The 12,775-nt window shown below is 64.1% G+C and carries 5 protein-coding genes; 2 read left to right on the top strand and 3 right to left on the bottom strand.

Going from position 1 to position 12,775, the window contains the following annotated elements:
• The first annotated feature begins 43 nt into the window (after positions 1-43).
• Together AC1D0Z_RS02145 and AC1D0Z_RS02140 are read left to right on the top strand one after the other, a co-directional pair.
• Positions 44-6,085: an SdrD B-like domain-containing protein gene (locus AC1D0Z_RS02145; protein ID WP_477656594.1), complete on the top strand. Its 6,042-nt coding sequence runs from the start codon at positions 44-46 to the stop codon at positions 6,083-6,085.
• 71 nt (positions 6,086-6,156) lie between these two features.
• Positions 6,157-8,841 carry an SdrD B-like domain-containing protein gene (locus tag AC1D0Z_RS02140; protein WP_477656593.1) on the top strand — a complete coding sequence of 895 codons (2,685 nt, stop codon included), beginning with the start codon at positions 6,157-6,159 and terminating at the stop codon, positions 8,839-8,841.
• Between the two features lie 237 nt (positions 8,842-9,078).
• Here the strand turns inward: AC1D0Z_RS02140 and fusA are convergent, their stop codons facing one another.
• The 3 genes from fusA to AC1D0Z_RS02125 form a co-directional block, all read right to left on the bottom strand.
• Positions 9,079-11,187 carry an elongation factor G gene (gene fusA / locus AC1D0Z_RS02135; protein WP_477656592.1) on the bottom strand — a complete coding sequence of 703 codons (2,109 nt, stop codon included), beginning with the start codon at positions 11,185-11,187 and terminating at the stop codon, positions 9,079-9,081.
• 127 nt (positions 11,188-11,314) lie between these two features.
• Positions 11,315-12,019: a glutathione S-transferase family protein gene (locus tag AC1D0Z_RS02130; RefSeq protein WP_477656591.1), complete on the bottom strand. Its 705-nt coding sequence runs from the start codon at positions 12,017-12,019 to the stop codon at positions 11,315-11,317.
• A gap of 33 nt (positions 12,020-12,052) precedes the next feature.
• On the bottom strand, positions 12,053-12,637 hold the full coding sequence (locus tag AC1D0Z_RS02125; protein ID WP_477656590.1) for a methylated-DNA--[protein]-cysteine S-methyltransferase: 585 nt from the start codon (positions 12,635-12,637) through the stop codon (positions 12,053-12,055).
• Positions 12,638-12,775: the final 138 nt, after the last annotated feature.

Below are 12,775 nucleotides of genomic sequence, written 5' to 3'. Positions count from 1 at the left end.
GGAAAGCGACGCCCTGTCGAAACCGAACAACAAACCGTCAACCATGCTCCCTCGCCCGCTGCGCAAGCTGCTGATTTCCTGCATGTTGCTGCTCTTCTGGGCAGCAGCACAGGCGGCGCCGACCCCGGCGGGGACGGTGATCAGCAACACGGCGGCCGCGACCTTTGTGGACACGGCAACCGGCCTGACGGTTCACCTCAACTCCAACACCGTGAATACCACGGTGACAACGCTCGAAGCACTCACGCTGGCGTCCAGCCAGAACCTGCTGATCGGCGTGGGCTCGTCATTCACGATCAACCACAACCTCACCAATACCGGCAACGCCACAACGAATTACCTGGTCACGGCCAGCGTGGCCGGGGGCAGCGCCTTCACACCGCTCAATCTCCAGGTGGTGCTGGACGTCAATGGCAACGGCCTGTCGGACGCCGGTGAGCCCGTGATTCCCGCCGGTGGTCCTGTGATGGTTGCCGTTGGCGCCAATGCCGGATTGCTGATCACGGGCCAGATCCCGCCCGGCGCGACGCCTGGCCAGACGGCGCAGATTACCCTGAGCGCGGTGAGCCAGATCCAGGGGGCCAGCGCGACCAACACCGATACGATCAATCTCACCAATGGTGCAGCAATCCAGGTCAGCTATTCAGCCTCGTCGGCCACCGCCACCCAGGGTGGTGCGCTCAGTTTTACGGCAAGGGCCATCAACAACGGGAACATGGCGGCCAGTCCGGCCAACGTGCTTGTCAATAGCGCACCCGCGGCGCTGTTCATCCTGCGTGCCCCGATTCCGGTAAATACTGCCTTTGTTTCAGCGCTGGCGTCCACAAGCCCCGGTGCCCAGACGCTCTACCATTTGCTCGGGAACGCGGCCAATAGTTACGTCACTGCAGTACCGGGCGGCGCCACAGTCGATGCCGTTGCCTGGGGCATTGCCGCGTTGCCCCAAGGCGGATTGTTCCAGGGAACATTTAATGTCAGCGTGAACACCAACGCGTCCGGCAATGTGTCGGGTACGGCCTATGCGGACTGGACCGATGCCGCTGCACCGTTGACCACCACCAGCAACACGGTGGTGTTGCCACTGCCGGCCTACGCGGCAGACATCCTTTTCTACAGCAGCGCTTCCTATGCCAACCGGACCACCCTCGGCACGCCCGGCCGTCCGTTGTTTGTGCAGGCCAATGCCGCGGTGTGCAATGCCGACTCCACGACCGTAGGCACGGTGCCGATAACGCTTGTGAGCCGGCTTACCGGAGATACGGAAACCTTTACCGCTGTAGAAACCGGCCCCAATACCGGCATTTTCCGCATCTTTCCCCAGGTACCCACAGCCAACGCGGCGACGCATATCGTGGCTTCCGGCGACGGCATACTGGAAGTGCTGCGAAACGACACCGTGACCGCCACGATTTCGTCCTGCGGAGGCATCACTGTCTCGGCGACGACCACGCTGCTGGTGGACCCTTCGGGCATCGTGTTCAATTCGTCCACCAACCAGCCTGTTGCCGGCGCCACGGTAGCGCTGGTCGACGTCACCGGTGCCGGCAATGGCGGCGTTCCCGGCGGACCGGCGGTTGTGTTCCAGGTCGATGGCGTAACGCCGGCACCCAGCGTTGTCGTAACGGCTGCTGACGGGTTTTATGAGTTCCCGCTCGTGGCCAACAGCACGTACCGGCTGGTCATTACCCAGCCGGCGGGCTTTACCTATCCCTCCTTGCTTCCTGCCGGCTTGCAGCCTGCTGGGCGCCTGATTGACACGCCGGGTTCTTACGGCGGCAATTTTGTGGTGGCGGGCGTGGCTGTGCATTTCGATGTGCCACTGGATCCCGGTGCCGGCGCCGGTGGCCTGTTCATCCAGAAGACCGCCAACAAAAAGACGGCTGAGATAGGGGACTTTGTCGACTATTCGATCAAGTTCAATAACGTCAGCGCGGCGACGCTCCCCGGCGTGGTGGTCAGCGACAGCCTGCCTGCCGGCTTTGCCTATGTGCGCGGCACGGCGCGGCTCAACGGCGCGCCTCTCGCCGACCCTGCAGGCGGTGCGGGTCCAAGCCTTCAATTTGCGGTGGGCGCGATTGCTTCGGGCGCGCAGCCGACGCTGACGTATCGCGTGCGCGTGGGCGTGGGCAGCCAGGGCGGCGATGGCATCAACACCGCACAGGCCGCTAGCGGCGCGGTGCGATCCAACCGCTCCAGCGTTCGTATTCAGGTCGTTGGCGGTGTGTTTTCCAATAAGGCCTATGTGATCGGCAAGGTGTTCGCCGATTGCAGCCGCAATGGCGTGCAGGACGCAGGCGAGCCGGGTATCCCGGGTGTTCGCATTTACCTGGAAGACGGTAATTACGCGGTGACCGATGAAGAGGGCAAATACAGCTTCTACGGCTTGGAGCCGCGCACCCACGTCGCCAAGGTTGACAGCACCACATTGCCTGTGGGCGCCTCGCTTCAGGTGCTCAACAACCGAAATGCGTTCGATGCTGCCAGCCGTTTTGTGGATTTGACCAATGGCGAGCTCCACAAGGCCGACTTTGCCGTCGCCGAATGCACGCCAGCCATTCAGGAGCAGATCGCGCTGCGCCGAAAGGCCTTGGGCAATCCTTCAGAGATCGCCCAGGCTGCGGGCCAGTTGTTGCAGTCCAGCCGTGCAGCCCCGGTGGACAGCCGGACGCTTCCCTCCAGCGGCGCGATCGGTCTGCCTGGCGCACAGAAAAACAATACCCCCGCCGCAGGTCCGGCGACACCGCTGCCGGGTACCCTGGGCGCCGTGGGTGATCCGGGCGGACCTTATGCGCCCGGCGCCCAGGGGCTGCCCAAACCTGTTTACACGCCTTTGCAGATCGCGCCGGAGCCCGCACAATCTTCCGCGGTTTCAGTTGCCGAAACCGCGCAGGCAGTTGTTCCACTGGAAGAGCTCCTGCCGGAACTGAATGGCGAAACGGGGTTTGTCGGCCTGATCAACGACCAGGTATTGCCCTCCGCCCAGACCCGTGTCCGGGTGAAGGGCCCGCTGGGAGCCACGTTTGAAGTCACCCTCAACGGACAACTGGTACCCGCCACACAGGTCGGCAAGAAGAGCAGCCTGGAGAAAAACCGGGTCGTCGCCTGGGAGTACATCGGTGTTGACCTCAGGCCAGGCCGCAACACACTCAATGTGCGCGCGCTTGACGGCTTTGGCAATGCACGTGGAACGGCACAAGTCACCATCCTGGCCCCCGGCGCCCTGGCAAAAATCGACGTTGGTGCGCCTGCACAGCTGATTGCTGACGGCGCGACTGCCGTACCGGTCACCATTTCGCTGCGTGATGCGCAAGGCCTGCCGGTGGCCGCGCGAACACAAGTGACGCTGCAGGCAAGCCTTGGCCAGTGGCAGACTCCCGACCTCGATGCGCGCCAGCCCGGCACGCAGGTGTTTGTTGAAGGTGGCGAAGGCCGGTTTCTGTTGCTGCCGCCCGCCCAGCCAGGCAAGGCCGAGCTGGGTATTGCCAGCGGCACTGTCAAGTCCGCGGTTGCCATTGAATTCATGCCCAACTTGCGGCCCATGATTGCGGCGGGCATTGTGGAGGGAACACTCAATCTGCGCAGCCTCAATCCTTCCGCACTGCAGCCCGCACAAAGCGGCGATGTGTTCGAGCGGCAGATCCGGAGCACGTCGCGCAGTTTTTCCGGCGGCAAGGGTGATGCGGCTGCCCGCACCGCGTTGTTCCTCAAGGGAAAGGTTCTCGGTTCTTCACTGCTGACGCTGGCATACGACTCCGACAAGCCCTCGGATACGGCGCTGTTCCGTGACATCCAGCCCAACCAGTTTTACCCCGTGTATGGCGACTCGTCGGCTCGGGGCTTCGATGCGCAGTCCACCGGCAAGCTCTACGTGATGCTGCAAAACGGCACCAACTACGCACTGCTCGGTGATTATTCAACCCAGAGCGACAACGCTGCACGCCAGCTGACGCAATACTCGCGCGCACTGAACGGCGTCAAGGGCCGCTACCAGGAAGGCGCCGTGACCGTGGAGGGCTTTGCAAGCCGCACGGCAACGACGCAGCTGGTCCAGGAATTTCGCGCCAACGGCACGTCGGGGCCGTTCCGCCTGAATATCAACGGTGTGGTTAACAGCCAGCAGGTCGACATCCTGACGCGAAGCCGCAGCCAGGCGTCGGTGATCATCAATGACACGCCGCTGACGCAGTTCACCGACTACGAAATTGAGCCCTTCAGCGGCCAGCTGCTGCTCAAGGCCCCGGTCCCGAGCGTCGATGCCGACCTGAACCCGGTCTTCGTGCGGGTCAGCTATTCGGTGGAAACGGGCGGGCCCAAGCATACGGTCGCCGGTGCCGAAGCGCGTCTGGAAGTCCTTCCCGGCATCTCGCTCGGCGCGTCTGCAATGCAGGACACCGATCCCGCCAATCGCCAGAACCTCAACGGACTGAACGTAACTGCGAAGCTGGGTGAAAAGACCGTGGCCACCGGGGAAATTGCCCGCAGCAGCACAGACCTGCAAGGCAACGGCTCGGGCCAGCGCGTGGAAGTCCGCCATGATGACCAGGCGCTGCAGGCGCGTGTCTGGGGCGCTCGCACCAGTGCGGGTTTTTACAATCCCAACAGTGTGCAGTCGGCCGGGCAGTCCGAATACGGTGCCAAGATCGGTTATGCCGTTGATGAAAAAAACCGGCTGGTTGCCGAGGCACTGCGCACAGCCAACAGCGTCACAGGTGCAGCACAAACCGGTGCAGACCTGAAGCTGGAGCACAGCTTGCCGGGCAACGTAAAGGTGGAAGTCGGCGTGCGCTACAGCAGCGCCAATACCGCCGCAGCGCTTTCCGGCCCTGCGCTGCCTGGCAGTACGGTTCCCGTGGTGCCTTCCGCCACGGCACTCGCATCAGGGTCTTCCGAAGAAGTCGGCTACACCACGGCCCGGGTCAAGGTGACGGTGCCGGTTCCGGATGTGCCGCAAGCCGACGTCTATGGCCTGGCCGAATATGCGATCGACGGCAGCGGCGGCCGGGAGGTAGGCGTCGGCGGCAACTATGCCATTAATTCCACGACGCGCCTGTACGCACGCCATGACTTCGTCAACAGCCTGAAAAGCATTTACACCCTCAATGCATCGACGTCGCAGTACACGACCGTTGCCGGGATCAACACGGAACTGCCGGACAGCACGCAGCTGTTCAATGAGTACCGCATGGGTGACAGCATCAACGGCCGCAGCAGTGAAGCCGCCGTAGGCCTGCGCAGGCTCTGGCGCCTGGACAATGGCGTGGGCCTGACCGCCAGCCTGCAGCGCATCAAGCCGTTGTCCGGCGTGACCATCGACGATTCCAGCGCCGTGACGGTCGGAGCCGACTACACGGCCGCGGCCACCTGGAAAGCATCCGGCCAGGTGCAGTGGCAGACGTCATCCACCTCCAGCAGCTGGCTGCTGAGCGGCGCGCTGGCCAACAAGCTGGACGACAGCTGGACCCTGCTCAACCGGGGTCTTTACAGTGAGCAGACCAATCTGGGCGTTACGGGAGGCAAACGTGAACTGATCACAGCCCAGTCAGGCGTCGCCTATCGCCCGGTGAGCACTGATGTATGGAATGCACTGGGCCGTATCGAATACAAAAAAGATTCAGACAGCACCCTGGGTACCGGCCTGAGCCGTGACGAGTCGGGACTGATTCTTTCCACGCACCTCAATATCCAGCCAAGCCGCAGCTGGGTGACGAGCGCGCGTTATGCCGCCAAATGGGGCCGCGACAAGTCCAACGGCATCAGCAGCCGCTCTTTCACGCAGTTGATCGGCGGCCGTTCCACCTGGGATCTCACCGAGCGCTGGGACGTCAGCCTGCAGGCTTACCGCATGTGGGGTAACGGTGCCGCGGAAACAGCCGTGGGCGTGGAAGTCGGCTACCTGGCCTGGAAAAACATGTGGGTGTCATTGGGCTACAACATCAAGGGTTTCCGCGCTGCCGACCTGGCGGGCGAGGCCTATACCCAGCGCGGCGTTTACCTGCGTGTACGCTTCAAGTTTGACGAAAATGTGTTCGAGTCTACCGGCGCGGCCACTGCCACACCTTCCACCACGGCGGGCCCCAAATCATGATGTTCTTTCAACGTCCAGGCCTCTCCTCTTTTGCCCATGGCTTGCGACCGCAGCCGTGCACGGCGGGCCGCATGGCATGGGCCGCCGTCATCATGCTGGTGGCTGCGCCGTGCGCGATGGCGCAGACGACCTTTAACTACACAGGCGCATTGCAAACCTATACCGTGCCGGCGGGCGCGGGCGGTGTGATCATCCAGGCCAACGGCGCGGGCGGTGGCAGCGGCGGCAATGACTTGAACGGCGACGGCGGCGCCGGCGCCGCGGGTGCACGGGCCACCGGCACTTACTACATCGCCCCCGGCACCGTGCTCAATGTGGCTGTCGGGCAAGGTGGCCGGCCCGGCAACACGTCACAGGGGGCTTTTACCTGTGCCAACGCGGCGGGCGCGGGCGGTCTTGCGGGCGGTGCTCCCGGCTGGGCCGGCGGCTCCGGCGGCCAGGCCGGCTGCAGCGGCTGGTCCGGCGGCGGTGCCGGCGGCGGTGCCGCCAGTGTGGTGGCCACGGCCGCCAATGCCAGGCTGATCATCGCCGGTGGCGGTGGCGGCGGGCAGGGCGGCGCGCTCGACGTGCCAGGCCGCGCCGGCCTGCCGGCAGCGATAACGATCGGCACTTTGCAAGGCGGCGCCGGCACCGCCGGCACGACGCGTGTCGGCGACGGCTCGGGCGGCGGCGGCGGTGGCGGCGGTTGCGCAGCCGGTGTGGGGGGCGCGGAACTGGTGGACAGCAGCGGTGCCAACGCCACCCGCCAGGCCACGGGAGGCGGCTCTTGCCGCGACACAGTGCTGATTTCAGCGTTCACCGCGAGCGCCTCGGCTGGCGGTGCGGGTGGCGCCACCGTCGCCGGCACAGCGCCGGGCACTGGCAACCCCGGTGGCAACGGCTCGGTAACCATCACACCCATCTATCCCACGCTGACCGTCACCAAGTCCCAGCCCAGCCCGGCGCTACAAGTCGGCATCAACAGTGTCTACACCCTCACCGTGGCAACCACCACCACGACGCCGGCCTTTGTGGCACGCGTGGTCGACCAGCTTCCCGTCAATATGGCGTATGTCAGCAGCAGCGGCACCGGCTGGACCTGCTCGACCGCGGCCAATGCCGGCGGCACGCTGGTGACCTGCGACTTCGTTGGCACCATCGCCGCGAGCGGCGGCACCTCGACACTGCAGATCACGGCGCGGCCCACCAGCAATATCACGGTCACCAACTACACCGCCGTGGACCCGGCCGGTGGCACCAGCCCGCCGACACCCACCACCTGCACGGCCGCCAACACGCCGAGCGCCGGCTGCGCTGCGCCCGTGGTCAGTACGGTGGCCCTGGGTTTCGGCGGCAACGTGTATAGCGACCCCAACCACAACGGCAGCCTGGATGCGGGTGAGGCCGGCATTGGCGGAGCCACCGCACTGTGGGTCAAGCTTACGCCGCGCACGAGCGGCACCTGCACGGGCCCGGCCACGGTGGCGGCATCAGTCAATCTGACCACAGGCGCCTACAGTTTCACCAACATACAGCAGGGCAACTATTGCCTGATCGTGGACGGCAACAACACCCTGACCGATATCACGGCGGCTTATCCGGCCGGCTTTATTGGCACGCAAAACCCCACCGGCATCATCCAGTTCAGCATTGTGGGCGCACCGCCGCCGCCGCAGAATTTTGGTCTTTACAGCGGCAGCACCCTGAGCGGCAACGTGTTCGCCGACAACGGTGCAGGCGGAGGCACCGCCAACAACGGCGTGAGGGCCGGGACGGAGCCAGGCCTGGCGGGCATCACCGTCAATGCCGTGCAGGGCGCGACCACGCTGGACAGCGAGCCGACCGCCGGTGACGGCAGCTTCATTCTCTGGATTCCCGGGGCCACCAGCGGCACCGTGGTCCTCACGCCCGTGCTGCCCTCGGGCTACACCGCCACCGGCGGCTCGGCCGGCACCACGGGCGGCAGCTACACCCGGCCCAGCGTCAGCTACACCGCCGGTTCAGGGCTGGCCCGCACCGGCATCAGCTTTGGCATGGTGGCACCCAACAGCCTGAGTCCCAACGGCGCGCAGACCGCCCAGCCAGGCACCGTCGTGTTCTACGCCCACACCTACACCGCCGGCACCGGCGCGCAGGTCACCTTCTCGATGGCCAGCGCCGCCAGCCCGGCCAGCCCAGCCTGGAGCCAGGTGCTGTACCAGGACAGCAATTGCAACGCGGCGCTGGAGGCCAGCGAAACACAGGTCACCACAGCCCTCACCGTTACCGCCGGTCAGGCCGTCTGCCTCATCGTCAAGCAATTCGTGCCCGCCGGCGCCGGGCAGGGCGCACAGAATAGTGTGACGCTGAGCGCCGCCTTCAGCTACACCAATGCCGCACCGGCGCTGGCCGTCAGCACCCTGGTCGCCATCGACATCACCACCGTCGGCCAGGCTGGTGACCTCCAGCTGGCCAAGCTGGTGAGCAATGTCACCCAGGCCATCGCAGCGGCCACCAGCGTGAATGCCAGCCCCGGCGACACGCTGCAGTACACGTTGACAGCCACCAACAACGGCACGCAGGCGCTGTCCACGCTGTTCGTGAGCGACGCGACACCGGCGTTCACCGGGTTCGTCTCGACCGCCTGCCCGGGCGTGCTGCCCACGGGCATCACAGGCTGCGCCGTGACGACACAGCCGGCCGTGAACGCGCAAGGGGCGCTGAAGTGGACCTTCACCGGTTCGCTGGCCTCCGGCGCCCAGATCATCGTCACCTATCGCGTCAAGGTCGACCAGTAGGCTTGTTGATGAGGAAGCAGGCTGCTGCCCTGGGACAATCGGGTGATGGTCTTCGCCTTCCGAGCAATAAGGACGGGCGCAAGCAGCTATCAGTTTGATAGCTGCTTGCGCTTGCTCCCATTGGCCCCGAAGCCGGAATCTTCATCAATATTCCCGTCGATCGAGCACAGCAGACAGCTCGTCTGCTGTCTCCGGGCACGCTTGTCGGCCAGTGTGAGGCTGTAGCCGGCGATCCGCTCAGGCACTCTTGCCGCGCATGATGGCAGCCGATACGTCCGGGGTCGTCTCGGCGTAACGCCTGAACTCCATGGTGTAGGTCGCTCGGCCCTGGGTGAGCGAGCGCAAGGTGGTCGAGTAGCCGAACATCTCCGACAGCGGGACTTCCGCGCGCACCAGCTTGCCGCCTCCGCCTGCGATGTCTTCCATGCCTTGCACCATGCCGCGCCGCGATGAGAGATCGCCCATCACGTTGCCCATGAAGTCCTCAGGCGTCTCGACCTCTACAGCCATTACGGGCTCCAGCAGTACCGGTTTGGCGCGGCGCATGGCTTCCTTGAACGCCAGCGAGCCGGCCATACGGAAGGCGTTCTCGTTGGAGTCCACGTCATGGTAGGAGCCGAACACCAGTGTGGCCTTCACATCCACCACCGGGTAGCCCGCCAGCACGCCGGCCTTGAGTGTTTCCACAATGCCCTTGTTGACGGCGGGAATGTATTCGCGTGGTATCACACCGCCCTTGATGGCGTCGACGAACTCATAGCCCTTGCCCGAAGGCTGCGGCTCCAGGTTGATCACCGCGTGGCCGTATTGACCCCGCCCGCCCGACTGCTTGATGAACTTGCCTTCGACGTCGTTCACCGCCTGCCGTATGGTTTCGCGGTAGGCCACCTGCGGTTTGCCCACATTGGCCTCCACGCTGAACTCGCGCTTCATGCGGTCGACCAATATCTCCAGGTGCAGCTCGCCCATGCCCGAGATGATGGTCTGGCCCGATTCTTCGTCAGTGTGCACACGAAACGAGGGGTCCTCCTGCGCCAGGCGGTTCAGTGCAATGCCCATCTTTTCCTGGTCGGCCTGGGTCTTGGGCTCCACGGCTTGTGAAATCACCGGCTCGGGGAATACCATTTTCTCCAGGATGATCACGTGGGCCGGGTCACACAGCGTGTCGCCGGTGGTGGATTCTTTCAGGCCCACGGCGGCGGCGATATCACCGGCGCGCACCTCCTTGACCTCGTTGCGCTCATTGGCATGCATCTGCAGGATGCGGCCCAGGCGCTCTCGCTTGCCCTTGACGGGGTTGTAGACCGTGTCGCCCGCCTTGACCACGCCCGAGTACACCCGAAAGAAAATCAGCTGCCCGACATAGGGGTCGGTCATGATCTTGAAGGCCAGCGCCGAGAAGGGCTCGTCGTCATTTGGATGCCGCTCGGCCTCACCCACGTCGTCTTCGGTGTGGCCCAGGATGGCGGGCACATCCACCGGCGAAGGCAGGTAGTCGATCACTGCGTCCAGCATCGCCTGTACGCCTTTGTTCTTGAACGCGCTGCCGCACAGCATGGGCACGATCTCGTTGGCCACTGTGCGCTGGCGCAAGCCCTGCTTGATCTCGTCTTCGCTCAGCGCTTCGCCCGACAGGTATTTGTTGAGCAACTCGTCATTGGCTTCCGCGGCTGCCTCGACCATTTTGGTGCGCCACTCGTTGGCGGTGTCCACCAGGTCCGCCGGAATGTCGCCGTACTCGAACTTTACACCCTGGCTGGTGTCGTCCCAGATGATGGCTTTCATCTTGACGAGGTCGACCACGCCCTGGAAGTGGTCTTCCGCGCCCACCGGAATCTGCACCGGTACAGCCACGCCTTTGAGGCGTTCGCTGATCTGCCGCTGCACGCGGAAAAAATCGGCGCCCACCCGGTCCATCTTGTTGACAAAAGCCAGGCGCGGCACTTTGTACTTGTTGGCCTGGCGCCAGACGGTTTCCGACTGTGGCTGCACGCCGCCCACGGCGTCATAGACCATCACCGCACCGTCGAGCACGCGCATGGAGCGTTCCACTTCGATGGTGAAGTCCACGTGGCCCGGGGTATCGATGATGTTGATGCGGTGCTCGGGGTAGTTGCCGGCCATGCCTTTCCAGAAAGCCGTTGTCGCAGCCGAAGTGATGGTGATCCCGCGCTCCTGCTCCTGCTCCATCCAGTCCATGGTGGCCGTGCCTTCATGAACTTCGCCGATCTTGTAGTTCACACCCGTGTAGAACAGGATGCGTTCGGTTGTGGTGGTCTTTCCGGCGTCGATGTGCGCGCTGATGCCGATGTTGCGGTAGCGCTCAATGGGGGTATGGCGGGGCATGGCGAACTCCTTTATCTCCGGCCCGCGCCTGTTGGATTTGTTTGCGCGGCCGGCTCGCCAGTTTGCGCCATGGCGCCGGTTTTTGCTCGGCTTTTCCGAGCACCCACGTCGGGTGTGGGCCCTGGCGTCAGGCCGCTTGCAGCATTTCGGCCATGAAGGCAGGCAAGGGCCTGCCGTCTGACAACAGGTATTTCGCCATGGGAATCACGGCGCTCTGTACCGAAGGCCGCGCACTCATCCTGCCCCGCCAGGCCAGCAGCAACGGTGTGGCCGGTGTGAGGGGTGCGCCCAGGCGTTCGCCAAACAGCATCGCCATGTACAGCGCGATATCGGCAAACGAGAAGATCTCCATCACAAACTCCCGCCCTTGCAGGAGGTTTTCAAGCCGCGCGTAAAAGGCCCGCGCGCCGGCAATCGCGGCGACCGCTTGCGGATCGTCCAGGCTGTGCTGCAGGCCCATGAGCCGGATGATGTGAGGAAAGTAAACCTCGTCCGACATGTGCTCCATCTGGCGGGCGCGCGCGCGGGCCGCGATGCCCGCCGGCCACAGCGCCGGCCGGGGCTGCAGGTCTTCAAGGTATTCCAGAATCTGCGTTGAATCGAACAGCTCCAGGTCGCCGTTGATCAGTACGGGCACCTGTTTTTTCGGGTTGATTCGCACGACCTCCGGATGCTTGGGTGAGTAGCCCTCGGTCTGCGTGAAGGGCACCATGACGATATCGAGCGGGATGCCTTTTTCAAATGCGGCGATCTGCACCTTGGCGCCGAACATGCTGAGGCGGGCTGAATAGAGCCGAATTGCGGGCGGTTTTTCTGTCGGGGTGTGTGGCATGGGTGGCTGAGTTTTGTGGTGATGAGAGTTTGTCTAATGACTATGACTGGAAGACGGCGGTTCACGGTCAAACAGTCCGGGTGCGCCGCCAATCTCGGCGCCTTCAATCAGCAGCATGCGCAGCTTGGTCGAGACGCCGCCCGGTGCGGAAAAGCCGCCCGACTGCGCGCCGGCCGCCAGAACGCGGTGGCAGGGCACGATGACTGGAAACGGGTTGTGCCCCAGCGCCTGGCCCACGGCACGCGCCGAGCCGGGTTCACCAAGCTCGGTGGCGATATCGCCGTATGTGCGGGTCTTGCCTGGAAGAATCTCCTGCGCAATCGCGTACACCCGGCGGCTGAAAGAGGGGATGTGGCGCAGGTCCAGTGTGCAAAAGCGCAAGTCACGGGGCTCACCCGCCAGCAGGGCTGTCATGGCATCTATGGCCAGCTGCATGTCATGAGGCGGCGCGCCGGGAGCCAACTGCGAAAACTCTTTATGCAAACGGGACAGCATGCGGCTTTCTGATGCCTCCGGTAACCGCACCGCTGCAATCCCCTGTGCGTTCCATACCAGCGCACACTGCCCGATGGCAGTCCCGAAAAGGGCGAAGGCGTGAAATTCACTGTCGAGGGGCATGGTGTCCAGCATGCTACACGCGACCGGCAGGTGGTGGACGGGCGCACCAACGAAGCCAGATCTCGCGGATAAACAGCAGTCACTGCGCTTGAAGTCGTTGCTTGGACACGTGCGGATAAGCGAACGGAGCCGTCACGC

This window comes from Polaromonas sp. P1_E3 (assembly GCF_056405935.1).
Note: the sequence above shows the minus strand (reverse complement) of the source record. Positions and strands in the feature narration are given on the sequence as shown.